Origin of the sequence: Oceanicella actignis (assembly GCF_008124525.1) — a bacterium.
GTDB lineage: Bacteria > Pseudomonadota > Alphaproteobacteria > Rhodobacterales > Rhodobacteraceae > Oceanicella > Oceanicella actignis.
This window is the reverse complement of record NZ_VNHJ01000002.1, coordinates 380,604-405,984: the sequence shown is the minus strand read 5'-3', so window position 1 is coordinate 405,984 and position 25,381 is coordinate 380,604. Positions and strand designations below refer to the sequence as shown.

The window sequence follows — 25,381 nt, the reverse complement described above, 5'->3', positions numbered from 1 at the left end:
GCGGCTATGACCGGGGAACAAGGAGTTCGCCATGCCCGTCCCGCCTCCCTTTCCCCCCGTCGACGCTCCGCTCGAGCTGCACGGCCTGGCCTGCCGCCGCGCCGGGCGGCTGGTGTTCAAAGACGTCAGCCTGCGCGTCGCGCCGGGTCAGGCGGCGGTGCTGCGCGGGCCGAACGGGGCGGGCAAGTCCTCGCTCATCCGCATCCTGGCGGGGCTGCTGCCGCCGGCGGCGGGCGATGCGCGCATGGGCGCGCTGTCGCTGCGCGCCGACCCCGAGGGCTGGCGCGCGCGCGTGGCGCTGGCGGGGCATCTGGACGCGGTCAAGCCGGCGCTGAGCGTGCGCCAGAACCTGCTGACCTGGGCGCGCCTGTTCGGCCTGCGCGGAGCGGCGGCGCGCGCGGCGGCCGACGGCGCGCTCGAGCGTTTCGACCTGGCGCGGCTGGCCGACGAGCCGGCGCATTACTGCTCGGCCGGGCAGAAGCGGCGGCTGGGGCTGGCGCGGCTTCTGGTGGCGCGCCGCCCGCTCTGGCTGCTGGACGAGCCGACGGTCTCGCTCGATGCGCGAAACGCCGCAGAATTCGCCCGCGCCGTGGCCGAGCATTGCGCCGCCGGCGGGCTGGCCGTGGCCGCCACGCATGTCGAGATGGGGCTGCCCGACGGCCCCGTGGCGGTGATCGCCCCGCATGCCCCCGGCGGCGGCGAGGGGCCCGACGCGAGCGCGGCGGGCGACGATCCGTTTCTGACCGGAGCATGGGAATGAGCGTTTTTCTGGCGCTGATCCGGCGCGACGTGACCCTGGCGCTGCGCATCGGCGGCGGCGGGCTGCTGGGGGCGACCTTCTTCCTGATCGTGGTGCTTCTGATGCCGCTGGGCGTCGGCCCCGACCCGGCGGGGCTGGCGCGAATCGCGCCGGGGGTGCTGTGGGCGGCGGCGCTGCTGGCCTGCCTGCTGTCGCTCGACCGACTGCTGCAAGCCGATCACGAGGACGGATCGCTCGATCAGTTGGCGCTGGCGCCGCTGCCGTTGGAGGCGGCCGTTCTGGCCAAGGCGACGGCGCATTGGCTGACTACCGCGACGCCGCTGATCGCGGTCGCGCCGGCGCTTGCGCTGACGCTGAACCTGCCCGCGCCGGCCTATGGCGCGCTGATCGCGGGGCTGGTCATCGGCACGCCCGCGCTCAGCCTGATCGGGGCGGTGGGCGCGGCGCTGACGGTGGGGGTGCGGCGCGGCGGCCTGCTGCTGTCGGTGCTGGTGCTGCCGCTTTACGTTCCCACGCTGATCTTTGGCGCGCGGGCGGCCGATCAGGCGGCGCACGGCCTGCCGGCGGGTCCGTCCCTGCTGTTCCTGGGCGCGGTGACGCTGCTGGCGCTGGCGATCTCGCCCTTCGCCGCCGCCGCCGCCATCCGGGTCAACCTGCGCTAGCGGACCCGATCGACCGGCGCGCGCGCCCGATGCGCCTGCGCCGCGCCATGGGCCGTCGGGGCGCCGTTCCGCGGGCGGCGAGATGGGCGGGCGCCGCGGCCCTGCCAGCCCTCCACCGCGCGTGCAGCGCGAAGCGGACAAGGGGCCAAACGGACGCGGGGTGAAGCGGACACGGGCGAAACCGAGACGGGCGAAACCGAGTCGGGCCGAAGCGGCCGCCAAGGCAAAGGGCCACGGGGTCAAGCGGGCATGGGGAGAAGCGGACACGGGGGCCAAGACGCCGGGTCAAGGGGGCGCCCGGCCAAACGGACGCCGCGCCAAGCGGACACGGACCGAACGGACGCCGGGCCAAGCGGACGCGGGGCCAAGGCGGCGATGGGTGCGAGCGGAGAACGGCGGCGCGCTTCGGAGCATTCGCGCCGATGACGGGGGCCGCCATGGCCGGCGGATCGACTGGGGCCATGCCCTCGACGGCCTGCGGGCGTCGCCGGGCGGCGCCGCGGAACCCCGCCCGCTTCGCCCCCTCGCCGCGTCAGGGGGCGTAGGTTTCGTCCAGCGCGTAGCCGGCCGAGCGCACCGTGCGGATCGGGTCGCGCTCGCCCCGCCGGTTCAGCGCCTTGCGCAGGCGGCCCACATGCACGTCCACGGTGCGCGGCTCGACATACACGTCGCGCCCCCACACCAGGTCCAGAAGCTGCTCGCGCGAGAAGACACGCCCCGGGCGCTGCAACAGCACGTCCAGCAGACGGAACTCGGTCGGCCCAAGCCGCACCTCGCGCCCGGCGCGGCGCACGCGGCGCGTGTCGCGGTCCAGCTCGATGTCGCCGAAGCGCGCCGCCGATCCGGCCACCGCCGGGCGCGCGCGCCGCAGCACGGCGCGGATGCGCGCGATCAGCTCGGTCGTCGAGAAGGGCTTGGTCATGTAGTCGTCCGCCCCCAGCTCGAGCCCGCGCACGCGGTCCTCTTCCTCGCCGCGGGCGGTCAGCATGATCACGGGCATGTCGCGCAGCTGCGCCCGGGCGCGGATGGCGCGGCAGATCTCGACGCCCGAGACGTTGGGCAGCATCCAGTCGAGCAGGACCAGATCGGGGCGCTCGTCCTCGATGGCGGGCAGGGCCTCGTCGCCGTCCGAGACGACCGAGACCGCGAACCCCTCCTTGCGCAGGTTGTATTCGAGCAGGGCGCAAAGCGCCTCTTCATCCTCGACCAGCATGATCCGGGCGGACATGGCGGCTCCTGTATTGCAAGGCGCGGGGCGGTCAGCCGGTCGGCGCGTCCGAGGCCGTGCCGCGCGGACGCTCGCCGTCCAGCGGCTCGCCCTCGACGACGTAATAGGCCAGCTCGGCGACATGGGTGGCGTGATCGCCCACGCGCTCGAGGTTCTTGGCGATGAACATGCAGTGCGAGCCAAGCGTGATGGTGCGCGGGTCCTCCATCATGTAGGTGACCACCTCGCGAAAGAGCGACTCGTAAAGCTCGTCGATCTCGACGTCGCGGCGCCACACGCTCAGCGCCAGCTCGGAATCGCGCGAGACGAACGCGTCGAGCGCCTCGGACAGCTGGCGGCGCGCCGCCTCGCCCATGCGCGCGATCGAGCCCATCATCGGCAGCGGCCCCGCCGCCGCCAGGTCGATACCGCGCTTGGCCACGTTCTTGGCCAGATCGCCCACCCGCTCGAGCGTCGAGGACATGCGCATGCACGCCACCACCAGCCGCAGGTCGAAGGCCACGGGGGCGCGCAGGGCGATGATGCGGATGGCGCGCGCCTCGATCTCGGCCTCGAGCTCGTCAAGCCGCTTGTCGCGCGCCACCACCTCGCGGCACCGCTCGACGTCGCGCTTGCGCAGGGCCTCGATCGCGTCGGCCAGCATGGCCTCGGCCAGGCCGCCCATCTCGGCGACGCGGGCCTGAAGGGCGGCCAGGTCCTCGTCGTAGGAGGAGACGATGTGCGCGCTCTTGGGATCGGAACCGGTCATGTCTTGCGCTCCTTGCGCGGGGGCTCAGCCGAACCGCCCGGTGATGTAGTCCTGCGTGCGCTGGTCGGACGGGTTGGTGAAGATGCGCGTGGTGTCGTCGTATTCCACCATGGTTCCCATGTGGAAGAAGGCGGTCTTCTGGCTGACGCGCGCGGCCTGCTGCATCGAGTGGGTGACGATCACCACCGAGAAGCCCTCGCGCAGCTCTTCGATCAGCTCCTCGATCTGGGCGGTGGCGATGGGGTCGAGCGCCGAGCACGGCTCGTCCATCAGCAGCACCTCGGGCTGCGTGGCGATGGCGCGGGCGATGCACAGGCGCTGCTGCTGGCCGCCCGACAGGCCCGTGCCGGGGGCGTCGAGGCGGTCCTTGACCTCGTTCCACAGCGCCGCCTTGCGCAGCGCCTCCTCGACGATGGCGTCCAGCTCGGCCTTGCCCGCCGCCAGCCCGTGGATGCGGGGGCCGTAGGCGACGTTGTCGTAGATCGACTTGGGAAACGGGTTGGGCTTCTGGAACACCATCCCCACCCGCGCGCGCAGCTGCACCGGATCGACCGCGGGGGCGTAGATGTCCTCGCCGTCGAGCAGCAGCGTGCCGGTCACGCGGCAGCCCTCGATCGTGTCGTTCATGCGGTTGATGCAGCGCAGGAAGGTCGACTTGCCGCAGCCCGACGGCCCGATGAAGGCGGTCACGGACTTGTCGGCGATGTCGAGCGACACGTCCTTGATGGCGTGGGTCTGGCCGTAGAACACGTTGACGTTCCGGGCGCTGACCTTGACCTCGGCGTTGTCTGCGGCGTCCTGAAGGCGCGGAAGGATCATGCGCTGACGCTCCTTTTCCATGCGGCGCGCGCCGGGCGGGCGCGGGCGGGGGTCACCATTTTCTCTCGAACCGCTTGCGAAGATAGATCGCGGCGGCGTTCATCGTCAGCAGAAAGCCCAGCAGCACCAGGATCGCCGCCGAGGTGCGCGAGACGAAGCCGCGCTCGGGGCTGTCGGCCCAGATGAAGATCTGCGTGGGCAGCGCGGTGGCCGGGTCCGAAATTCCGTCCGGCGCGGCCGTGATGAAGGCGTTCATGCCGATCAGCAGCAGCGGCGCCGTCTCGCCCAGCGCCTGCGCCAGGCCGATGATCGTGCCCGTCAGGATGCCCGGCATGGCCAGCGGCAGCACATGATCGAACACCACCTGATGGCGCGAGGCGCCGATGCCCAGCGCCGCCTCGCGGATCGAGGGCGGCACCGCCTTGAGCGCGGCGCGCGTGGCGATGATGATGGTCGGCAGCGTCATCAGCGCCAGCGTCAGGCCGCCCACATAGGGCGCCGAGCGCGGCATGCCGAACCAGCCCAGGAACACCGCCAGCGCCAGCAGGCCGAACACCACCGAGGGCACCGCCGCCAGGTTGTTGATGTTCACCTCGATCAGGTCGGTCAGGCGGTTGCGCGGCGCGAACTCTTCCAGATACACGCCGGCGGCGATGCCGGCCGGAAAGCTGACCAGAAAGCAGACCAGCAGCGCGTAGAACGAGCCCCACAGCGCCCCGTTCAGACCCGCCAGCTCGGGAAAGCGGCTGTCGGCGTTCAGGAACAGCGCCTTGTTGAACGGGCGCGAGATCAGCCCCAGCTCGACCAGCTTGTCGAAGCGGGCGATCTCGGCGTCGCTGAGCCGGCGCCGGTCCTCGGGATCGTCGCGCCGCACAAGGCCCTTGGCCAGCTGGTCGTAGGGATCGGAAACGGGCACGGCCATGCGCACCCGGCTTCCGATCAGCGACGGATCCGCCACCACCGCGTCGCGCAGCATGTATTGCGCGCCGTTGCTGACGATCTTGACCAGCTCGCGCTTCTCGCGCCGGTCGGTCACCTCGGGGAACAGCGCGCCGATGGCGTCGGCCACGATGGCGCGATAGGCGCCGCGCGCCGGGTCCTCGGGCTTGACCCGCTTGGCCGAGACGTCGAACTCGAGCGTCACATGGGTCTGGGTGAAGGCCGGCGCGCCCGTCGAGATCAGCGAGCCGACGAGGATCGCCAGCATCCCCGCGGCGAAAAGCAGGCTGGCGATGCCCGCGGCGCGCAGGCGCGCGTCCAGCCGGCGGCGGCGGCGCAGCCGGGCGGCGGCGGCGGCCGCGTCGCGGGCGGGTCGGTCGGCGGCGGCGGCGTCAGTCATAGATTTCCCTGTATTTGCGCACCACCCGCAGGGCGATGACGTTGAGCCCGAGCGTCAGCAGGAACAGCATCAGCCCCAGCGCGAAGGCGGCCAGCGTCTTGGGGTTGTCGAACGAGGTGTCGCCGATCAGCAGCGTCACGATCTGGACCGTGACCGTGGTCACGCTGTCGAGCGGGTTGATCGTCAGCTTCGCCATCAGACCCGCGGCCATGACGACGATCATCGTCTCGCCGATGGCGCGGCTGACGGCCAGCAGAACGCCGCCGACGATGCCCGGAATGGCGGCGGGGAACAGCACCTTCATCACCGTCTCGCCCTGGGTCGCGCCCAGCGCCAGCGAGCCGTCGCGCAGGCTGCGCGGCACGGCCGACAGCGCGTCGTCGGCGAAGGACGAGATGAACGGGATCAGCATCACCCCCATCACGCCGCCCGCCGCCAGCGCCGTGTTGGGCGACACGTCAAGCCCCGCCCAGGCCCCGGCCGCGCGCAGCGCCGGCGCCACCGTCAGCACGGCGAAAAAGCCGTAGACCACCGTCGGCACGCCCGCCAGGATCTCGAGCGCGGGCTTGGCGACCGCGCGCACCCGGGGCGCGGCGAATTCGTGCAGATAGATCGCCGTGAAGATGCCCACCGGAATGGCCACCGCGCAGGCGATCACGGTGATGACCAGCGTGCCCACAAGCACCGGGATCCAGCCGAAGGCGCCCTCGGCGGCGACCTGATCGGCGCGCAAGGGGATCTGCGGCTCCCAGTTCAGGCCGAACAGGAACTCGTGGATCGGCACGCGCGCGAAGAACCGCGCCGCCTCGACCACCAGCGACGCGAAGATGCCCGCCGTCGTCAGCACCGCCAGCGCCGCGCAGCCCAGCATCAGCCCGGTCAGCACGCGCTCGACCGCCTGGCGCGCGCGAAAGCCCGGCGACAGGCTGCGCCGCGCCGCCAGAAAGCCCAGCGCGCCCGCCGTCGCGGCCAGAACCAGCATCAGCAGGTCGGCGCCCCGGCGCAGCTCGGCCATGCGGCGCGCGGCGGCCAGCTTTTCGGCCGAGGGCTGGCCGAACGCCCGCCCATCGGCCAGCGAGCGCAGCTCGGTCAGCAGCAGCGCGCGCTCGCCCGCGTCCAGCCCCTCGACGGCCTCGGCGGGCATGGCGCGCAGGGTCAGCTCGTCGATCACCGGCTCGCGCAGAACCACGACCGCCAGCATCGCCGCCAGCGCCGGCAGCGCGATCAGCGCCGCCGCCCAGCCGCCGTGAAAACCCTCGAGCGAGTGCAGCCGCCCGGCCTGCGCGCGCAGCCGCCGCGCGGCGCGGCGGTTGACGACGAAACCCGCCGTCGCGGCGATCACGATCAGAAGCAGCAGCAAGCCGGCCATGCGACATTCACCCGTTTCGCGCCCGGCCCGCGGGCGCCTCTTGAACATGCGGGGCGCGGCGGCGCAGGGCCGCCGCGCCCGATCCTGCGGCGCGCGTTACGAGCGCGGCTCGGGCATGGGAACGGCGTTGAGCACGTCCTCCTGCACCTTGGCGCGCAGATCGTCGGGCAGCGGGGTCAGGCCGCGCTCCTCCAGATAGCCGCCGGGGGCCAGGGCGTTGTCCGAGACATATTCGGCCAGGAACTCGTCAAGGCCGGGGATCACGCCGCGATGGGCGTTCTTGACGTAGATGAACAGCGGCCGCGCGATGTCGTAGGAGAAATCGGCGATGGTCTGCTCGTTCGGCTCGATGCCGTCCACCTTCACGGCCTTGAGGCGATCGTTGTTCTCGTAAAGGAACGAGTAGCCGAAGATGCCCAGCGCATCGGGATCGGCCTCGAGCCGCTGGACGATGAGGTTGTCGTTCTCGCCCGCCTCGATGAAGGGGCCGTCCTGACGCATGCGCGAGCAGTTCTCCTTCACCCACGACTTGAACGCCTTGCCGTCCATCTTGGCCTTGAGGTCCTGCACATAGGGCAGCGCCTTGCAGCCGTCATGCATGGCCAGCTCGACGAAGGCGTCGCGCGTGCCCGAGGTCGGCGGCGGGCCGTAGACCAGGATCTCGACGTCCGGCAGCGAGGGGTCGATCTCGGACCAGCGGCGATAGGGGTTGTCGGCCCAGGCGCCGTTCACCGGAACCTGCGCGGCCAGCGCCAGGAAGATCTGCGTCTCGGTCAGGTCCCAGTCGGCCTTGTTGGCGCGCGAGACGGCGATGGACAGTCCGTCATAGCCGATCATCGCCTCGGTGACGTCGGTGACGCCATGCTCCTGGCACAGCTTGTATTCCGACGCCTTCATGGCGCGCGAGGCGCCGGTCACGTCGGGATGGGCGTCGCCCACGCCCTGGCAGAAGATCTTGAAGCCGCCGCCGGTGCCGGTCGATTCCACCACGGGCGGCGTGGCGCCGGTGGCGTTGGCGAATTCCTCGGCCACGGCCTGGCTGTAGGGGAACACCGTCGAGGAGCCGACGACGCGGATCTGGTCGCGGGCCTGGGCGGCGCCGGCCGTCGCCGCGACGAGCGCGGCCATGGCGAGGATGCGGGTGCTGTTGGCTTTCACTGGATCGCTCCATCTTTCCAAGGTTGCCGGCGGCGCGAGCGGCCCCTGGGCCGATTCCGCCGCGCAGGCGCAACCTGACTGCCGGCGGCGACGCTTGGATCACATTTCCATGACCCTTTGATGACACCTCAACGCGCTGAAAGCGCTTGGTTTTCTTCGAACGCCGGAACGAATCAGCCGCGGGCGTAGATGTCCTCGTAACGGATGATGTCATCTTCGCCCAGATAGGGGCCCGATTGCACCTCGATCAGACGCAGCGGCACCTTGCCCGGATTCTCGAGCCGATGCGTGGCGCCGAGCGGGATGTAGACCGACTCGTTCTCGGTCAGCAGGCGCTCTTCGGCGCCGACGGTCACGCGCGCCGTGCCCTCGACCACCACCCAGTGCTCGGAGCGGTGCATGTGCGACTGCAGCGACAGCTTGCCGCCCGGGCGCACCTGGATCACCTTGACCTGGAAGCGCTCGCCCATGGCCAGGGTCTCGTACCAGCCCCAGGGGCGGTGAAAGCGGGGGAACTCCTCGGCCTGCGCGGCGCCCTGGGCCTTGAGCGCGGCCACCGCCTCGCGCACGCGCTGGGACTGGGCCATGTCGGCCACCAGAACGGCGTCGCGCGTGGCGACGGCGACGATGTTCTCAAGCCCGATGCCGACCAGCCGCACCCCCTCGTTCTCCGAGCGCAGCAGCGTGTCGCGGCAGTCGATGGCCGTCGCCTCGCCGCTCAGCGCGACGCCGTCGGCGTCGGGGCCGGTCTCGCGCCAGACGGTGGTCCAGCTGCCCAGATCGTTCCACCCGCCGCCCAGCGGCGCCACCGCCAGGTTGCCCGCCTTTTCCATGATGGCGTAGTCCACCGACACGTCGCGCGCGGCCAGCCAGGGCTCTTCGGCCAGGCGGAAGAAGTCCAGATCCTCGCGCCCCTCCTCCAGCGCGCGGCGCACCGGCGCGATCAGGTCGGGCGCATGGGCGCGATAGGCCTCGAGCGCCGCGCCGACCGAGAACAGGAAGATGCCCGCGTTCCACAGGAAGCGCCCCGAGGCCAGCATCTGCGCGGCGGTCTCGGCGTCGGGCTTCTCGACGAAGCGGCGCAGCGGGCGCACGGGGCCGTCGGCGTCCGCCTCGTCCAGCTCCAGATAGCCATAGCCGGTTTCCGGGCGGTCGGGCGCGACGCCGAAGGTCACCAGCCGCCCCTCGGCCGCCGCCGCCGCGCCCGCGCGCACCGCGGCGCGGAAGGCCTCTTCGTCGGCGATGAGGTGATCCGAGGGCGCGACCAGCATCAGCGCCTGCGGCGTGTCGCGCAGCGCCAGCGCCGCCGCCAGTATGGCCGGGCCGGTGTTGCGGCCCGCCGGCTCGATCAGGATGCGGCCGGGCTCCATGCCCATTTCGGTCAGCTGCTGGCCGACGATGAAGCGGAAATCCGAGGTGGTCAGCAGCATGGGCGGCGCGAAGTCCGGCCCCGACAGCCGCGCGGCGGTGCGCTGAAACAGGCTCAGCTCGCCGAAGACGCGGCCGAACTGCTTGGGATAGCTCTTGCGCGACAGCGGCCAGAGGCGCGTGCCCGAACCGCCGCACAGGATCACCGGGTGAATCTTCGTGGTCATGGCCCCTCCGCCGTCCGAGCGCCGGGCGCGGCGCCCGCCCACGATAGCGCGGCAGGGGGCCGGGGAACAGGCGCGCTCAGCCTTCGGGGTGGAAATGGGCGTAGATCGTCTCGGCCAGCGCCTCGGACACGCCCTTGACCGCCTTCAGATCCTTGAGCCCCGCGCGCGTCACCGCCTTGGCCGAGCCGAAATGCGCCAGCAGCGCGCGCTTGCGCGCGGGCCCCACGCCGGGAATCTGGTCGAGCGGGTTGGCCATGGCCGACTTCGCGCGCCGCGCGCGGTGCGTGCCGATGGCGAAGCGGTGCGCCTCGTCGCGCAGGCGCTGGACGAAGTAGAGCACCGGCGAGCGGTGCGGCAGCGCGAAGGGCCGCCGGCCCGGCGCGTGGAACACCTCCTTGCCGGCGTCGCGGTCCTCGCCCTTGGCGACGCCGAAGACGGGCAGATCGCCCGCGCCCAGCGCCGCCAGCGTCTCGGCCGCGGCCGAGACCTGCCCCGCCCCGCCGTCGATCAGCACCAGGTCGGGCCACATGTCCTTGCCGCGCGCGGGATCCTCGCGGACCAGGCGGGCGAAGCGCCGCTCGAGCACCTGGCGCATCATCGCGAAATCGTCGCCGGGGGTCAGCTCGCCGGGCTTGATGTTGAACTTGCGGTAGCGCGACTTCTCGAACCCCTCGGGACCGGCCACGATCATCGCCCCGATCGCGTCCGATCCCTGGATGTGCGAGTTGTCGTAGACCTCGATGCGGCGCGGCGGCCGGGGCAGGCCGAACGCCTCGGCCAGGGCTTCGAGCAGGCGCTCCTGCGCCGCCCCCTCGGCCAGCCGGCGGGCCAGGCTTTCGCGCGCGTTGCGCAGCGCCTGATCGACCAGCGCGCGCTTCTCGCCCCGGCGCGGAACCGACAGCTCGACCGCCCCGCCGCGGCGCGCGCGCAGGGCCTCGCGCAGAAGGTCGGCGTTGGCCGGCGCGTGCGAGGTCAGCACCAGCCGCGCGGGCGTCTTGTCGGCGTAGAACTGGGCCAGGAAGGCCTCCATGATCTCTTCGGCCGAGGCGCCCGCCCCCGTGCGCGGAAAATAGGCGCGGTTGCCCCAGTTCTGATGCGCGCGAAAGAAGAACACCTGCACGCAGGCCTGCCCGGCCTCTTCATGCAGGGCGACGACGTCGGCTTCCTCGACCGTCTCGGGGTTCACCCCCTGCGTCGCCTGGACCTGGGTCAGCGCCAGGATGCGGTCGCGCAGCGCGGCGGCGCGCTCGAACTCGAGCGCCGCCGAGGCCTGGGCCATCTGCGCGGCCAGCTCCTCCTGCACCTGGGTGCTGCGGCCCGACAGGAAGCGCACCGCATCCTCGACCGAGGCGGCGTAGTCGCGTTCCGAGATGCGCCCCACGCACGGCGCCGAGCAGCGCTTGATCTGGTGCAGCAGGCACGGGCGGGTGCGGTTCTCGAACACCGAATCCTCGCAGGTGCGCAGCTGGAACACGCGCTGCAGCTGCTTGAGCGTGCGGTCCACCGCCGAGGCCGCCGCGAAGGGGCCGAAATAGCGCCCGCCGGCGCGCCGCGCGCCGCGATGCTTGCGGATCTGCGCGAAGGGATGATCGGTGACGAGGATGTGCGGAAAGCTCTTGTCGTCGCGCAGCAGCACGTTGTAGCGCGGCTTGAGCTGCTTGATGAGGTTCTGCTCCAGCAGCAGCGCCTCGGCCTCGGTCTCGGTGGTCAGGAACATCATCGAGGCGGTGGCCGCCACCATGCGCCCGATGCGCGCCGTATGCCCCGAGGCGCGCGCATAGCTCGACACGCGCCGGCGCAGATCGCGCGCCTTGCCGACGTAAAGCACCTGCCCCTTGGCGTCGAGCATCCGGTAGACGCCGGGCCGGCGCGGCAGGCGGCTCAGATAGCCGCGGATGACCTCGGCGCCGCGCGCGGGGGCCGGGGCGGCGGCGCCCTCTTCCTCGAAGGCCTCGGGCAAGGCGTCCGCGGGCGCTTCGGGGGGCGCTTCGGGGGGCGCCCCGGGGGATGCGTCGGGGGGCGCGTCGGGGGGCGCGTCGCCGCAGGTTTCGCGCGCTTCGGGCGCCGTCTCGGGGATCATCCCGGGGATCGTCTCGGGGATCGTCTCGGGCGTCGTTTCGGGGGCGTCGCGGCCCTTGTCCTGCGGGGGGGTCATGGGGTCCTCGAAGAGCGTGCCGAAAGCTGCGGAGCGGGGTTTCTCAAGCTGTCCACGATTCCTGTGGATAAGTCTGTAGAGAAAATCTGAGGAACGCGATTTCCCCCTTGTCTGGAAGGGGTTTCATCACCTTGCACAAAAATTGTGCAACGGGTCAAGTCATTGTTTTCAAAGCTATTTCCTATTCACGTTGGTAAAGAAATGGTTTCCTTGGCAGAATCGTGACAGATCGGCGGCCACGCGCAGTCAAGTGGAAAACCTTGCCGCCAGGGCGCCGCGCCCCCCTTGACGAACGCGTCGGATCGGCGGTTGGCGGGGCGAATCCCGGGTCACTCGATTCCGAGCACGTCGGGCGTGCGCCAGGCCAGGTGCTGACCGCCGTCCAGGGCGATCATCTGCCCCGTCATCGCGTCGGCCGACAGGATGTAGCGCAGGGCGGCGCAGATCTCGTCCGGCGAGGCGCCGCGCCCCAGCGGCACGGCGTCGCGCTGGCGGTCGAAATGCTCTTGCGACTGGCGCGCGCCGCGCAGGGTGGGGCCCGGTCCTATGGCGTTGACGCGGATCCGCGGCGCCAGCGCCTGCGCCAGCATCCGCGTGGCCGCCCACAGCCCGTGCTTGGCGATCGAGTAGGTGATGAACTCGGGCGTCGGCTTCCACACCCGCTGGTCGATCATGTTGACCACGCAGGCGGCGGCGAGGGGGCGCCCTTCCTCGTCGCGCTCCGGTTCCGGGGCCTGGGCGGCGAAGTCCTGCGTCAGCCGGAAAGGCGCGCGCAGGTTCGATTCCATGTGCCGATCCCAGCTGCGGCGGTCGGCGGTCTCGAGGCGGTCATATTCGAAGATCGAGGCGTTGTTGACCAGCAGCGACAGCGGCGCGCCCAGCGCCTGCGCGGCGCGGGCGACAAGACCGGCGGTCTGGGCCTCGTCGCACAGATCGGCCTGCAGCGCGGCGGCGCGCGGGGCGCCCAGGCGCAGCGCCTCGTTCACGGCGTCGCGGGCCTCGTCCTCGGCCGTGGCGTAGTGGATCGCCACCGACCAGCCCTGACGCGCCAGGTCCATCGCCATCGCCCGGCCCAGCCTGCGCGCCGCGCCGGTGACCAGCGCCGCTCCCGCGCCAACGCCCATGCTTCGCCCCCTCACACCTTCAGGACCAGCCACGCATAGGCGACATAGGCCGCCAGCAGCGCCGCGCCAACGGGCCGCGTCATGCGGAACGGCCCCAGCACGAAGGGCGCCAGCGCCGCCGCGCAGCCCAGCATGATCCACAGATCCACGCGCAGCATCTGCCCCGGCACGTCGAGCGGCCCGAAGAAGCTGGCGATGCCCATGATGGCCGCCAGGTTGAAGATGTTCGAGCCGACCACGTTCCCGATGGCCACGTCCGCCTGCCGGCGCAGCGCGGCGGCGACGGTGGTCGCCAGTTCGGGCAGCGAGGTGCCCGCCGCCACCAGCGTCAGCCCGATGGCCGCCTCGGACACGCCCGCCTCGCGCGCCAGCGCGCGCGCGCCGTCGATCAGCAGATGCGCGCCCACGGGCAGCCCGATCAGCCCCACGGCCAGAAGCGCGGCGATCTTCCACCCCGCCATCGAGGGGTCCACGTCCTCGAGCTCTTCCAGCTCCTCGAGCAACGGGTCGCACCCGTCGCCCGCGCGCGCCGCGCGCGCCGCGCGGTAGCCGTCGAACAGCACGTAGCCCAGCAGCGCCAGCAGCGCCGCGCCATGCGCCCAGCCCAGCGGCCCGATCAGGCACAGCGCGATGAAGAGCACCGACGCCGCGATCATCTGCCAGTAGCTGCGGCCGCCCTTGCAGTCGCGCCCGTCCACCGTCGAGATCAACGCCGGCGCGCCCAGCACCAGCAGCACGTTGGCGATGTTCGAGCCCACCACGTTGCCCAGCGCGATGCCCGACGCCCCGGCCAGCGCCGCCTCGATCGAGACCAGCAGCTCGGGCGCCGAGGTGCCGAAGGCGATCACCGTCAGTCCGATCAGCAGCGCCGGCACCCCCAGCCGCAGCGACAGCGCCACCGCCCCGCGCACCAGCGCGTCGCCCGCGCCCATCAGCAGCGCCAAGCCGGCGAACACCAGAACGAGGTCGATCATCGAATTCCTCCTGCGCGGCGCGCGGCGCCGGCGCTCAACCCTTGCTCCCGCCGCCGCAGGGGCAGCGGGCGCCCTCGACGATCCACGCCCCGCATTCGGGGCAGCGCGCGGCGGCCTTGATCCGGTCCCCGCCGCCCTTCTTGCCCCGACCGCGCCGCGGCGAGGCCAGGAACAGGGCGGCGATCGCCATGCCCACCAGGAAAAGAACCGCCAGCTTGGGCAACATCGCCTAGATCCCCCATTGCGCCCAGAGCGCGCGCGCCTCGGCGCCCTCGGCCACGCCCTGCGCCAGATCCGACCCCAGCGCCGCCCCCGCGCCGGCGCCCATGAGGCGCGCGGCCAGCCCCTTGCGCGCGCCGAACTCGACGAAGCGCACCCTGTCGCCCAGGCGCGCGCGCAGCACCGGTTCAAGATGGCCGAGACCGTCGATCAGACCGGTTCCGATCGCCTCGGCGCCCACCCAGACCGAACCGTCGAAGCGCGCGCGCTCGGTCAGCCGCGCGCCGCGGCGCGCGCGCACATGCTCGATGAAGGCGGCGTGGATGGCGTCCTGCATGCGGCGCAGACGGGCGACGTCCTCGGGATCCTCGGGGCGGAACATGTCCAGCATCGCCTTGCGCTCGCCCGCCGCATGAACGCGGCGCTCGACGCCATGGCGGGCGATCAGCTCGTGCAGGCCGAAGCCGGCCCAGATGACGCCGATCGAGCCCACGATCGACGCGGCGTCGGCGTAGATCTCGTCGGCGGCGCAGGCGATCCAGTATCCGCCCGAGGCGGCGACGTCCTCGCAGAACGCAAGGACGGGAACCTCGTGCCGGTCGGCGAGCCGGCGGATGCGCGCCGCGATCATGGCCGACTGCGCCGCCGCGCCGCCGGGCGAGTTGATCGCCAGCGCCACCGCGTCGGGACGGGCGGCGAAGGCGGCCTCGATGGCCGGCGCGACGCTCTGGTCGCTGAGCGCGCGCCCCAGGCGCCCCGAGGGGCCGATGGGCCCGCTCAGACGCACAACCGCCGCCAACGGGCGGCGGCGCAGCTTGCGGCGAAGGTCGGTCAGGGCCTGTTTCATGGCGCTCACATAGTGGCCGCCGGGCCGGGGGGCAACCGCCGGCCGCGCTTGCGGCGCAGAAGACCGCCAGGTGTTGCGCGCGCGCGCTGCGCGGCGGCGGCGCGCGCGGCGGCCATGCCGGCGGCCGATCGCCTGCACGGCTGGGCGGCCGCCCGGCGCATGAGCGCGGGCGCGTTCGGCCTCGGACCCAAACGGGCGGCGCGCGCCGACGCGGCCTTCGCCGCGCGCGAGGCGGCGGGGATGCGATCCGCGCGATGGTCGCCGGGCTGGCGATCGCCCGCGCAAGGGGGCGGGCGCCTGCACCCCCGCCGGACCGCGCGCCGCATCCGATCGCCCGCGCGCGCAAGGGGGCGGGGACGCTTGTCATCGACAGCGTGACGGCGCTGGACGATCGCCCGCGCGCAAGCGGCGGCAACTGCGCATGAGGCGCTGGGCGCGAACGAGGCGATCATCCCCCCGCCATCCCCCCGCGCGCGCGGCACGGGCGAGCCGCTCCGCGCGCAGGGCGTCTGCAGTCTCGCCATCCCCCCGCGCGCGCGGCACGGGCCATTGGGGCGCGATGGTCGCGGCGTGGCCCGCATCATGCCCCCGCGCGCGGGAATGGGGGCTGCACGACATGCCGAGAGTCGGGGCGCGTCATCATGCCCCCCCGCGCGCAGGACGAGGCCGTCGGAATGCCCGCGCGGACGGGCGCGGCGTTCGGGGCGCGGCGTTCGGGGCGCGCGCAAGGCGGACGCCGCGGGGCGCCGGCCCTGCCCGCCATTCGCCGCCCCGCGCGGCGGGACCGCGGGCGAGGTTCAGAGGCGGGGTTCAGGGACGGGGTTGCGGGGCGCGCGGGATCGGATAGGATCGGGGGCGGAACGGGGCCTGGCCCCCGGACCGTTCGATTACGGCGGTCCCGCGCGGGCCGCGCTCCACATGAAGGCAGGTCCGCAAGCGTGCATGTGATGACCCCCGAAGAGACCCTGCGTCTCAAGCTGGCGCATCTGCGCGCCGAGCATCGCGACCTGGACGCCGCCATCGAGGCCATGCATGCGCGCCCCGCGCCCGACATGCTGGCGATCCGGCGGCTCAAGAAGCGCAAGCTGGCCCTGCGCGACGAGATCGCCCGCATCGAAGACCTGCTCACCCCCGACATCATCGCCTGAGCGCCCGCGCGGCGCCTTTACGGCGCGCGCCGCGCCGGTATAGTGCGCGCCGACCGGGACCGGAGCCGCCGGCCCCGCGCCTCGGGCGGGCCCCGCGCCCCGCCCACAGCCGGAGGAGACGCAATGACGCAGCCGCTTGTGGGCGTCGTCATGGGCAGCCGAAGCGACTGGCCCACCATGAAGCGCGCCGTCGAGGCGCTTGAAGAGCTGGGCGTTGCGCACGAGGCGCGCGTGGTCTCGGCTCATCGCACCCCCGACCGCCTGTTCCGCTACGCCGAAGAGGCCGCCGCGCGCGGCCTTCGCGTCATCATCGCCGGCGCCGGCGGGGCGGCGCATCTGCCCGGCATGCTGGCGGCCAAGACCCGCGTGCCGGTGCTGGGCGTGCCCGTGCGCAGCCAGGCGCTGTCGGGCATGGACAGCCTGTTGTCGATCGTGCAGATGCCCGCCGGCATCCCCGTCGGCACGCTGGCCATCGGCGAGGCGGGGGCGCGCAATGCGGGGCTGCTGGCCGCGGCCATCCTGGCCGGGACCGATCCCGAGCTGGCCGCGCGGCTGGACGCCATGCGCGCGCGCATGGCCGCCGACGTGCCCGAGGACCCCGCCGATGACTGAGCCCGCCGCGCCCCTGCCCCCCGGATCGCGCATCGGCATCCTGGGCGGCGGCCAGCTGGGCCGCATGCTGGCCATAGCCGCCGCCCGGCTGGGGATGCGCGTGCACATCTTCGCCCCCGAAGAGCACGCCCCCGCCGCCGAAGTCGCCGCCGAGCGCACCCGCGCCGCCTATGACGACGCCGAGGCCCTGGCCGCCTTCGCGCGCGCGGTCGACGTGGTCACCTACGAGTTCGAGAACGTGCCCGCCGCCGCCCTGCGCGCCATCGCGCCGCACGCGCCGGTGCGCCCGGGGGGGCGCGCGCTCGAGGTCTCGCAGGACCGGCTCGAGGAAAAGCGCTTCCTCAACCAGATCGGCCTGCGCACCGTGCCCTTCGCGCCCGTCTCCTCGGCCGCCGAGCTGCACGAGGCGCTGGCGCGCATCGGCGCGCCCGCCATCCTCAAGACCCGGCGATTCGGCTATGACGGCAAGGGACAAGCGCGCATCTCGGACCCCGCCGAGGCCGAGGCGGCGCTGGCCGCGCTCGAGGGCGCGCCGGCCATCCTCGAGGCCGTGGCGCCCTTCCGCCGCGAGCTGAGCGTGATCGGCGCGCGCGGGCTGGACGGGGCGGTGGCCTGCTTCGATCCCGGCGAGAACGAGCACCGCGACGGCATCCTGCGCCGCACCCGCGTGCCCGGCGACATTCCGCCGGCCGCCCGCGCCGAGGCCGTGCTGGCGACGGGGCGGCTGCTGAACGCGCTGGACTATGTCGGCGTGATCGGGGTCGAGCTGTTCGAGACCGATCAGGGCCTGGTGGTCAACGAATTCGCCCCGCGCGTGCACAACACCGGCCACTGGACCATCGAGGCCTGCGTCATCGACCAGTTCCAGCAGCACATCCGCGCGATCTGCGGCTGGCCCATCGGCGACGGCGCGCGCCATTCCGACGCCGAGATGCGCAACCTCATCGGCGCGGAAGCCGACGAATGGCGCGAGATCGCCGCCGATCCGCGCAACGGGCTGCACCTTTACGGCAAGGGCGCGGCGCGGCCGGGGCGCAAGATGGGGCACGTCACCCGTCTGAGCCCGCGCGCGCGGCCTTGATGCGCGACGCCGCCCTGGCGTAGCCGCCCCCGGCGCCGTCGATGAAGTGCACATGGTCCGCCGTCATGGCCGAGGGCACGATGCAGGTGATCATCGCCTCGCTCTGGCGCGACAGGCCGTAGCGGATCAGCCCCGCGCGCTCGGCCCGCTCCAGCAGCCGCGTCAGGCGCGCCTCGGTGCGCGGATCGCAGTCGATGGTCATCTTCAACCCGTCGTCGATCTTGCGGAAATCGGCGTTGCGGGTGATCTCGCGCCGGTAGCGGCGGGCGTCGAACCGGCCCAGCGTCAGCCCCGTGCGCAGCAGCAGCCACACCAGCAGGCTCTCCGACAAGGCGCCGAGCCAGGCGGCCAGCCGGGCGCCCCGCCGCCCGCGCGCCCGCACCTCAAGCGCCAGCCCCGCAGGCGGCCAGGCCAGGGCCGGCCCCTCGGGCGGCGCCGGGTTGCCGCCGTTCTCAAGCCTCCGGGCCAGCGCGATCACGGCGCGCATCACGCGCGCCACGGCGGCGGGGTCGGCCCCGGGGCGCGGGACCAGCACCAGCGAGACCACCGCGCCGTTGCGCGCGGGCAGATGCGCCCAGCGGCAGGACAGCCCCGACAGGTCGGGCGGCGCGTCGGGGCTCGCCTCCGGGGCCGGCTCGGGCAAGAGAAAGCGGCCCGCCTTCATCTGCGCCTCGGCCCAGGCCAGGCCGCCGCCCGAGAACATGGCGTAGTCCACCGCCTCGGACGCCCTGTGCCGCGCAACCAGCACATCGCGCCCGGCGGCGCGGATCTGCGCCGCGGGAACGAGCGCCACGCGCAGCTCGATCCCGAATTCCTCGCGCGCCCAGCGCCGCGCCCCGGTCAGCGCGCGGCGCGCGGCGTCGGCGGCCTCGGGCCAGACGGCGAAGCCGGCGCCGTCGCCGCCGAAGACATAGGGAAAGGGTCGGCGGCCAAGCGCGTTGCTCATGGCCGCGATCACGGCGGCGCCGACCATGTTGACGGCCTTGTAGCGTCCGCGCGCGATCAGCTCGGTCGAGCCGACCACGTCGGCCACGCCCACGACCCAGCCCTCGGGCAGCGGACGGTAGGCGGCCGGGTCCGCCAGGCGATCGAAGCGGTCGGCCGCGGGCAGCGCGGCGTAAAAGCCCGGCCCGTCGGGGTCGGGCGGGCTGGCCTGCGCGCGGGTCAGCCGCCCGAGCCCCGCCGCGGTCCGGGGCCGGCGGGCGCGGCCCCGGCCGCATCGGCGCCGGCGGGCGCCGGGCCCGAGGGATCGGGCGCCCCATGCGGCGGCCCGCCGGCGCCGGGCGCGCGCACCGCCTCGAGCAGCCGTCCCGGCCCGCGCAGGAACGCCCGCCCCAGCGGATTGGCGCGGAAGGCGGCCTTGGCGCGCTCGATGCGCATCACATCCTCGATGCGCCGGTCGATGAAGTTCCAGGTCTCGACCCATCCCGGGCTTTCATCCGCCAGCCAGTAGAGCACCGCCGCCGAGTAGACCGCCGCCAGGGTGGCGCGCTTGGTATACCAGTTCACATCCTGCGAATCGTCGCCCACCGCGCGCCATATGGCGTCCGCCGTGCCCCACAGCGCGCGCGCCGCGTCCGGGGCGTGAATCGGCAGCGCCAGCAGGGCGGCGGCGCGGCGCACGGCCTCGCGATGGGGGGCGACGGCCTCGATGCGGGCGCGGATGGCGAAGGCGATGCGATCGCGCACGCGCATCGAGCCCAGCGGCGCATGGGCCAGGCGCTCGGCCATCAGCCGGTCGCCGCGCCGGTGAAAGGCCAGCGCCGCATCGACGCCGCCGCGCGGGAACAGGCGCCGCGCCTGCGCGGGGTCCACGCCCAGCTCGGCCGCGGCGGCGTCGATGGCCGCGCGGCTCCAGCCGTCGAAGGGCACATGGGTCAGCATCGCGTCGACCAGCCGCTCGCGCAGCGCCTCGTCGGCGGTCTGCACGGCCGCATCCGCCGGCGCGTGACCGGCGCCCTGGGCATGCTCGTCCGCCCGGCTCGGCCCGGCTTCGGCTCCGGCTTGCATGTCGTGCACGGTCATCGCATCCTCCCATCGATCGCTTGCCGACCCGCCGCCCAGCGCGCGCGGCGGGCGCGCGCGGCATGTGGACAGGCCGCGCAGAGATTGATATATAGCGCGCTCCTGCGATCCCAACAGCTTGAAAGGTGGTGAAGTCAGTGCAGGTGATGGTTCGCGACAACAATGTCGATCAGGCGCTTCGGGCCCTGAAGAAGAAGCTGCAGCGCGAGGGCGTGTTCCGTGAGATGAAGCTCCGGCAGCACTATGAGAAGCCCTCCGTGAAGCGCGCGCGCGAAAAGGCCGAGGCGATTCGGCGCGCTCGCAAGCTCGCGCGCAAGAAGGCGCAGCGCGAAGGTCTTCTCTGACCCGATCCGGCCCGACCGCATTGCGGCGACCGTATCTGACGACTCGTCAAACCCCCGAGGGCGCCGCCGTCGGGGGTTTTCATTTTCGCGCGCCCTTTTTTTCGCCGCGCGGGCCTGATCGGATGAGCGCACGGCCCGTCCGAAACCGAATCAGCCGCAGGAGCCGCCCGATGCGCCGCCTTTTCGCCGCCCTGCTTGTCGCGGCCATGTCATTCAACGCCGCCTGCGCGCCCACGGCGCCCAACAGCCGCGCCGCGCTGGCCCAGCAGGCCGAGGTTTCCGAGCGCCTCGCCGCCGAGCTGCGCCGCGAGGGCAAGCTGGTCGAGGACCCGGCGCTGAACCGCTATGTGCGCGCCATCGCCGCGCGCATCGCCGCCGTCCGCCCGCCCGGCGCGGTTCCGCTGACGGTGCATATCGTCAAGGACGCGGATGTGAACGCCTTCACCCCCGGCGGCGGGCATGTGTTCGTGAACGCCGGCATGATCGCGGCGATGGAGAACGAAGCCCAGCTGGCCATGGTTCTGGCGCACGAGGCCGCCCATATCGACCGCGGCCATGTGATCGCGGGCCAGCGCGCGGGCGCCGCCATCGGGCTGGCCGCGGCGGGCGGCGCGATTCTGGCGGGCGCGCTGGGCGCGCCGGCCGAGCTGACCCGCCTTGCCGCCGGCGGCGTGCAGAGCGTCGCCTACAACGCCTTCTCGCGCACGCAGGAAGAGGACGCCGACCTGGTCGGCCTGCGCTACGCCGCCGCGGCGGGGTATGACGTGGTCGAGGGCGCGCGCTCGTTCGAGGTTCTGCGCCGCATCTATGGCGAGCAATCGGACCTGGCGAATTTCTTCCTGTCCTCGCACCCGCGCAGCTCCGAGCGCGAAGCCAGGCTGATCGCCGCGGCCCGGCGCATGGGCGCGGCCGGCGGCCGGGTGGCCGAGGCCGAGTATCTGCGCCGCACGGCCAAGCTGCGCCGCCAGGTGCTGCGCTATTACGAAGCCAAGGGCCGCGCCCGCGAGGCGGCGCAGCTGCGCCGCAACCTGCGGCGGATGCGCTGAACGCAAGACGCGCGCGGCCGGGGCCGCGCGCGTCGGAACGTCATCCTCGCCCGGCGTTCAGGCGTTGACGAGCGCGATGAAGATCAGCACCAGGATCGCCAGCCCCGCGACCCGCGCGCTCATGCGCACGAAGGCCTGGAAGGTTTCTTCGCGCTCGCGAATGTCCACAATGCCGGTGTCTTGCTCGCTCATCTGCGTTCATCCCTCTTCGATTTCGCGGCCGCCAGAGGCTCGTGACATTGCCTAGCCGCGGGGCGCGGGCGGTTGCAACGGTTTTCTGACCTCACAGATGCGGCCAGCGCCAGCCGACCATGCCGTTCGCCTCGTGCGGGGCGGGCGCATCGTGGGGGAAGAAGAAGTCCAGCTGCAGCCTGGCGCCCGGCGTGACGGCGTATTTGTCGAAATCGGTCACGCCCTCGGCGGCCAGCACCAGATCGTCGAGGCAGCACCAGCCGGTGAAGTCCACCGGCTTGGCCAGCATGGCCGCGGCCGCGTCGCCCATGATCTGCGGCGTGCGCGATTCGCTGGCCATCTTTTCTCCGCCCAGCAGGTTGCGCACCGCGGCGGTGTCGATGGTGGTGCGGGGCCACAGGCAGTTGGCGGCGATGCGGCCCTTGAACTCTTCGGACCAGGCCATGGTCAGGATCGACATGCCGTATTTGGCCAGCGAGTAGGCGGCATGGCCGCGGAACCAGATCGGGTTGAAGTCCAGCGGCGGCGACAGGGTCAGGATGCGCGCGTGATCCGATTTCTTCAGGTGCGGCAGGCAGCTGCGCGTGACCACGAAGGTTCCGCGGCTGTTGATGCCGGTCATCAGGTCATAGCGCTTGACCTCGGTCATCTCGGTGTTGGTCAGCTGGATGGCCGAGGCGTTGTTGACCACGATGTCGATGCCGCCGAAGGCGCTGGCGGTCTTCTCGACCGCGTCCAGCACCTGCGCCTCGTCGCGGATGTCGCAGATCAGCGGCAGCGCCTTGCCGCCGGCGGCCTCGATCTCTTCGGCCGCGGTGTAGACCGTGCCCGGCAGCTTGGGGTTCGGCTCGGCCGTCTTGGCGGCGATGGCCACGTTCGCCCCCTGCGCGGCGCAGGCCTTGGCGATGGCCAGACCGATGCCGCGGCTGCCCCCCGACATGAAGACGGTTCTTCCGCTCAGCGCGCCCATTGTCGCATCCTTTCGTTTCGCTCCGCCCGCGGCGGATCAGGTTTTCAGCCGATAGCGCCAGACGCCGTCGGCCCCCTCGACGCGCTCGGCCTCGCCGATGCGCCAGAGGTGGTTGAGGTGGGCCAGCGCCTCGGACAGCGCCAGGCCGTAGACCTCGGGTTCGATCTCGCGCCGGAAGATCGGCATGAAGCATTCGGCCGCCGCGCGCGGGCGCGCCAGATGCGGCCGCAGCCGCTCGAGCGCGGCGTGGTGGTTGTCGATCAGCTGCCCCAGCCGCGCCGGCAGGCCGGTGAAGGGCAGCTTGTGCCCCGGCAGGCCGAAATGCTCTTCGCGCGCGTGCCGGCGCAGCCGCTCGCAGCTTTCCAGCCATTCGCCGACCGGGTCGGCGTCGGGCTCCATGGCGAAGACCGACAGGTTCGAGGAAATGCCCGGAATGATCTGATCCCCGGTCAGGACCAGCGCGTCGTCCTCGGACCAGAAGGTGGCGTGCTCGGGCGCATGGCCCGCGCCCACGCGCACGATCCAGCGCCGCCCGCCCATGACCACGCGCTCGCCGTCCTGGATGCGGCGAAAGCCGATGGGCAGCGGCTCGACCGTGCGCGAGAAGTTGAAGGGCGGCGCGCTGCGGTAACGCTCGAGCACCTCGGCCGGCGCGCCGCAGCGGATCATGTGGCGCACGTTTTCGGGCGGGGGCAGGTCGTGATGGTCGAGCTGCAGCATCCGCGCGTAAAGATAGGCGGTGCGCGTGGTCCACAGCTCGGCCCCCGTGCGGCGCATCAGCCAGCCGGCCATGCCGATGTGGTCCGGGTGGTGATGGGTGACGACCACGCGCCGCAGCGGACGCCCGGCCAGGGGGCCGTCCAGCAGCGCGCTCCACGCCTCGCGCGCGACGGCGCCGCGAAAGCCGGTGTCGACCACCGTCCAGCCGTCGCCGTCGTCCAGCGCATAGACGTTGACATGGTCGAGCCGCATGGGCAGCGGCATGCGCGCCCACAGCACGCCCGGCGCGACCTCGATGACCTCGCCCGGCGCGGGCGGGGTCTCGAAGGGATGGCGCACGCCCGGGGCCGAGCCCGTTTCGGGCTCGAGCCCGGCGTCGGCCAGTTCGGCGCTCTCTTCGTCCCTCATGCCGCGAGATCGTCGGCCGACAGCGCATAAAGCGGCGCGGCCCCGGTGCAGGCGGCCTCGGCCAGGCCGGGCACCGCCGACAGCTCGGCGCGCAGGAACCAGTCCGCCAGCGCGGCGCGGCGGCGCGCGTCGTCGCCCGAGGCGGCGGCCGCCCCCTTGACCAGCGCCGCCGCGCCCAGGGTCAGGCCCCACATGCGCAGATAGGGCACGGCGCCGGCGAAGCGGTCGTTGGGCTGGTTGTCCAGCATCCAGTCCGTCGCGCGCGCAAGCGCATCGACGGCGCGGCCAAGGCGCCCCGAGGGCTCGTCCACGGCGCGCAGCTCGGCCAGCAGGGCGCGCGCGGCGGCGCCGCCGTCCATCATCTTGCGCCCGGTCAGGTCCATGGCCTGGATGCCGTTCGTGCCCTCGTAGATCGCCGTCACGCGCACGTCGCGGCTGAACTGGGCGGCGCCGGTCTCTTCGATGTAGCCCATGCCGCCATGGACCTGCACGCCCTCGTAGGCGACCTCGTTGCCGACATCGGTGCCAAAGGCCTTGGCGATGGGCGTCAGGAAGGCGGCGCGGGCCTTCCAGGCCGCGGCCTCGTCGCCGCTCAGCGCGCGCGCCATGTCGGTGCTGAAGGCGGTGTCGAGGCAGATGGCGCGCGCCGCCTCGGTCAGCGTCTTCATGCGCAGCAGCATCCGCCGCACATCGGCGTGGTCGACGATGGCGCCGTTGCCGTCGCCGATCGGCGTGCGGCCCTGGCGCCGCTCGCGCGCATAGGCCAGCGCCTTCTGATAGGCGGCTTCGGCCACGCCCAGCCCCTGAACGCCCACGCCGAGGCGGGCGTTGTTCATCATGGTGAACATGCAGGCCATGCCGCCGTTCTCGGGACCGATCATCCAGCCGCGCGCGCCGTCGAACTCCATCACAGCGGTGGGCGAGCCGTGCAGGCCCATCTTGTGCTCGAGGCTGACGACGCGCAGCGAATTGGCCTGGCCGGGGGCGCCGTTCTCGTCGGGGATGAACTTGGGCACGAGGAAGAGCGAGATGCCCTTGGTCCCCGACGGCGCGCCGGGCAGTCGCGCAAGAACCAGGTGCACCACGTTCTCGGCCACGTCGTGATCGCCCCACGAGATGAAGATCTTCTGCCCGGTGACGCGCCAGGTCCCCTGGCCGTCGGGCTCGGCGCGCGAGCGCAGCGCGCCCACGTCCGAGCCGGCCGAGGGCTCGGTCAGGTTCATGGTGCCGGTCCACTCGCCCGAGATCAGCCGCGGCAGATACAGCGCCTTGATCTCGTCCGAGGCGTGATTCTCGAGCGCCTCGATCTGCCCCTGGCTCAGCAGCGGGCACAGCCCCAGCGACAGGCAGGCCGAGGACATCATCTCGTTCACCGCGGTGGTGAAGGTCATGGGCAGCCCCATGCCGCCGAACTCGGGATCGGCCGAGATGCCCACCCAGCCGCCTTCGGCGATGGCCTTGTAGGCCTCGCGAAAACCGGGCGTGGTGCGCACGACGCCGTTCTCCAGCACCGCGCCCTGGCGGTCCGAGACGATGTTGAGCGGCGCCAGCACCTGCTCGCACAGCCGCGCGGCCTCGGTCAGGATGGCGTCGCGCGCGTCATCCGTGGCGTCGGCGTAGCGGTCGGTGCGGGCAAGGCGGCCGGCCCCGACCACGTGGTCGAGGCAGAAGGCGATCTCGCGGACGGGGGCGGTGTAGGTCATGCTCGGTCTCCCATGCGGCGGCGCCGGCGGTTTCCCGGCGCGCGCGGAAAGGTTATCTGTCGGATGCGGCGGCGCGGCCGGCCGCGGTTGACGCGAACGTTAGGTTGCGCCGCGCCGCAGCGCAAGAGGAACAAG

General features: G+C 72.7%; 25 protein-coding genes. 7 read left to right on the top strand and 18 right to left on the bottom strand.

Annotated elements, in window-relative coordinates; translation table 11 throughout:
* The first annotated feature begins 31 nt into the window (after nucleotides 1-31).
* Nucleotides 32-760, top strand: a complete 729-nt coding sequence (gene ccmA, locus LY05_RS04545) for a heme ABC exporter ATP-binding protein CcmA (RefSeq protein ID WP_148922250.1) — start codon at nucleotides 32-34, stop codon at nucleotides 758-760.
* The gene (gene ccmB / locus LY05_RS04540; RefSeq protein ID WP_072746725.1) at nucleotides 757-1,422 is read left to right on the top strand and encodes a heme exporter protein CcmB; all 666 of its coding nucleotides are present in this window, start codon (nucleotides 757-759) and stop codon (nucleotides 1,420-1,422) included. The genes ccmA and ccmB overlap by 4 nt, the downstream gene beginning before the upstream one ends.
* 532 nt (nucleotides 1,423-1,954) lie before the next feature.
* On the opposite strand, the gene phoB is transcribed toward ccmB, so the two are convergent.
* From phoB to LY05_RS04480, 12 genes are all read right to left on the bottom strand, one after another.
* Nucleotides 1,955-2,650 (bottom strand): phosphate regulon transcriptional regulator PhoB, encoded by a 696-nt coding sequence (phoB, locus tag LY05_RS04535; protein ID WP_148922249.1) that lies wholly within the window; start codon nucleotides 2,648-2,650, stop codon nucleotides 1,955-1,957.
* A 31-nt stretch (nucleotides 2,651-2,681) separates the two neighbouring features.
* A complete protein-coding gene (phoU, locus tag LY05_RS04530; protein ID WP_148922248.1) occupies nucleotides 2,682-3,398 on the bottom strand; it encodes a phosphate signaling complex protein PhoU in 717 nt (238 codons plus the stop codon).
* A 24-nt stretch (nucleotides 3,399-3,422) separates the two neighbouring features.
* Nucleotides 3,423-4,217 carry a phosphate ABC transporter ATP-binding protein PstB gene (gene pstB / locus LY05_RS04525; protein WP_072746728.1) on the bottom strand — a complete coding sequence of 265 codons (795 nt, stop codon included), beginning with the start codon at nucleotides 4,215-4,217 and terminating at the stop codon, nucleotides 3,423-3,425.
* 52 nt (nucleotides 4,218-4,269) lie between these two features.
* A complete protein-coding gene (gene pstA / locus LY05_RS04520; protein ID WP_148922247.1) occupies nucleotides 4,270-5,556 on the bottom strand; it encodes a phosphate ABC transporter permease PstA in 1,287 nt (428 codons plus the stop codon).
* A complete protein-coding gene (gene pstC, locus LY05_RS04515) occupies nucleotides 5,549-6,925 on the bottom strand; it encodes a phosphate ABC transporter permease subunit PstC (protein ID WP_148922246.1) in 1,377 nt (458 codons plus the stop codon). The genes pstA and pstC overlap by 8 nt, the downstream gene beginning before the upstream one ends.
* A gap of 96 nt (nucleotides 6,926-7,021) precedes the next feature.
* On the bottom strand, nucleotides 7,022-8,083 hold the full coding sequence (locus LY05_RS04510) for a PstS family phosphate ABC transporter substrate-binding protein (protein WP_249041853.1): 1,062 nt from the start codon (nucleotides 8,081-8,083) through the stop codon (nucleotides 7,022-7,024).
* Between the two features lie 173 nt (nucleotides 8,084-8,256).
* On the bottom strand, nucleotides 8,257-9,678 hold the full coding sequence (locus LY05_RS04505; protein ID WP_072746731.1) for a mannose-1-phosphate guanylyltransferase/mannose-6-phosphate isomerase: 1,422 nt from the start codon (nucleotides 9,676-9,678) through the stop codon (nucleotides 8,257-8,259).
* A gap of 76 nt (nucleotides 9,679-9,754) precedes the next feature.
* On the bottom strand, nucleotides 9,755-11,833 hold the full coding sequence (uvrC, locus tag LY05_RS04500; protein ID WP_249041852.1) for an excinuclease ABC subunit UvrC: 2,079 nt from the start codon (nucleotides 11,831-11,833) through the stop codon (nucleotides 9,755-9,757).
* 329 nt (nucleotides 11,834-12,162) lie between these two features.
* A complete protein-coding gene (locus LY05_RS04495; protein WP_148922245.1) occupies nucleotides 12,163-12,957 on the bottom strand; it encodes an SDR family oxidoreductase in 795 nt (264 codons plus the stop codon).
* Between the two features lie 11 nt (nucleotides 12,958-12,968).
* Nucleotides 12,969-13,931: a calcium/sodium antiporter gene (locus tag LY05_RS04490; protein ID WP_148922244.1), complete on the bottom strand. Its 963-nt coding sequence runs from the start codon at nucleotides 13,929-13,931 to the stop codon at nucleotides 12,969-12,971.
* Nucleotides 13,932-13,965: 34 nt separating this feature from the next.
* Nucleotides 13,966-14,157, bottom strand: coding sequence for a hypothetical protein (locus LY05_RS04485; RefSeq protein ID WP_148922243.1), 192 nt, complete (start codon nucleotides 14,155-14,157; stop codon nucleotides 13,966-13,968).
* 3 nt (nucleotides 14,158-14,160) lie between these two features.
* Entirely contained in the window at nucleotides 14,161-14,997 is an 837-nt protein-coding gene (locus LY05_RS04480; RefSeq protein WP_148922242.1) for a S49 family peptidase, read from the bottom strand.
* 947 nt (nucleotides 14,998-15,944) lie between these two features.
* Between LY05_RS04480 and LY05_RS04475 the strand changes: the two genes are divergently transcribed.
* The 3 genes from LY05_RS04475 to LY05_RS04465 all read left to right on the top strand — a co-directional run bounded on the left by LY05_RS04475 (nucleotide 15,945) and on the right by LY05_RS04465 (nucleotide 17,838).
* Nucleotides 15,945-16,145, top strand: a complete 201-nt coding sequence (locus tag LY05_RS04475; protein ID WP_072746735.1) for a YdcH family protein — start codon at nucleotides 15,945-15,947, stop codon at nucleotides 16,143-16,145.
* 123 nt (nucleotides 16,146-16,268) lie between these two features.
* Nucleotides 16,269-16,757, top strand: a complete 489-nt coding sequence (purE, locus tag LY05_RS04470; RefSeq protein ID WP_072746736.1) for a 5-(carboxyamino)imidazole ribonucleotide mutase — start codon at nucleotides 16,269-16,271, stop codon at nucleotides 16,755-16,757.
* Nucleotides 16,750-17,838 (top strand): 5-(carboxyamino)imidazole ribonucleotide synthase, encoded by a 1,089-nt coding sequence (locus tag LY05_RS04465; protein WP_148922241.1) that lies wholly within the window; start codon nucleotides 16,750-16,752, stop codon nucleotides 17,836-17,838. The genes purE and LY05_RS04465 overlap by 8 nt, the downstream gene beginning before the upstream one ends.
* Here the strand turns inward: LY05_RS04465 and LY05_RS04460 are convergent.
* Both LY05_RS04460 and LY05_RS04455 read right to left on the bottom strand, forming a co-directional pair.
* Nucleotides 17,807-18,922 carry a DUF3095 domain-containing protein gene (locus LY05_RS04460; protein WP_346265227.1) on the bottom strand — a complete coding sequence of 372 codons (1,116 nt, stop codon included), beginning with the start codon at nucleotides 18,920-18,922 and terminating at the stop codon, nucleotides 17,807-17,809. The two genes, LY05_RS04465 and LY05_RS04460, sit on opposite strands and share 32 nt — an antisense overlap.
* Nucleotides 18,923-19,002: 80 nt before the next feature.
* On the bottom strand, nucleotides 19,003-19,767 hold the full coding sequence (locus LY05_RS04455; RefSeq protein WP_428842389.1) for a COQ9 family protein: 765 nt from the start codon (nucleotides 19,765-19,767) through the stop codon (nucleotides 19,003-19,005).
* 233 nt (nucleotides 19,768-20,000) lie between these two features.
* Here LY05_RS04455 and rpsU point away from each other — a divergent pair, with 233 nt between their 5' ends.
* Nucleotides 20,001-20,207: a 30S ribosomal protein S21 gene (gene rpsU, locus LY05_RS04450; protein WP_072746739.1), complete on the top strand. Its 207-nt coding sequence runs from the start codon at nucleotides 20,001-20,003 to the stop codon at nucleotides 20,205-20,207.
* A gap of 170 nt (nucleotides 20,208-20,377) precedes the next feature.
* A complete protein-coding gene (locus tag LY05_RS04445; protein ID WP_148922240.1) occupies nucleotides 20,378-21,253 on the top strand; it encodes a M48 family metalloprotease in 876 nt (291 codons plus the stop codon).
* Between the two features lie 57 nt (nucleotides 21,254-21,310).
* Here the strand turns inward: LY05_RS04445 and LY05_RS04440 are convergent, their stop codons facing one another.
* The 4 genes from LY05_RS04440 to LY05_RS04425 all read right to left on the bottom strand — a co-directional run bounded on the left by LY05_RS04440 (nucleotide 21,311) and on the right by LY05_RS04425 (nucleotide 25,246).
* A complete protein-coding gene (locus LY05_RS04440; RefSeq protein ID WP_083581202.1) occupies nucleotides 21,311-21,445 on the bottom strand; it encodes an aa3-type cytochrome c oxidase subunit IV in 135 nt (44 codons plus the stop codon).
* 91 nt (nucleotides 21,446-21,536) lie between these two features.
* On the bottom strand, nucleotides 21,537-22,415 hold the full coding sequence (locus LY05_RS04435) for an SDR family oxidoreductase (protein WP_148922239.1): 879 nt from the start codon (nucleotides 22,413-22,415) through the stop codon (nucleotides 21,537-21,539).
* 36 nt (nucleotides 22,416-22,451) lie between these two features.
* Entirely contained in the window at nucleotides 22,452-23,543 is a 1,092-nt protein-coding gene (locus LY05_RS04430; RefSeq protein ID WP_148922238.1) for an MBL fold metallo-hydrolase, read from the bottom strand.
* Complete coding sequence (locus tag LY05_RS04425) at nucleotides 23,540-25,246, bottom strand: acyl-CoA dehydrogenase (protein WP_148922237.1); 1,707 nt, start codon at nucleotides 25,244-25,246, stop codon at nucleotides 23,540-23,542. The genes LY05_RS04430 and LY05_RS04425 overlap by 4 nt, the downstream gene beginning before the upstream one ends.
* Between the last annotated feature and the right edge of the window lie 135 nt (nucleotides 25,247-25,381).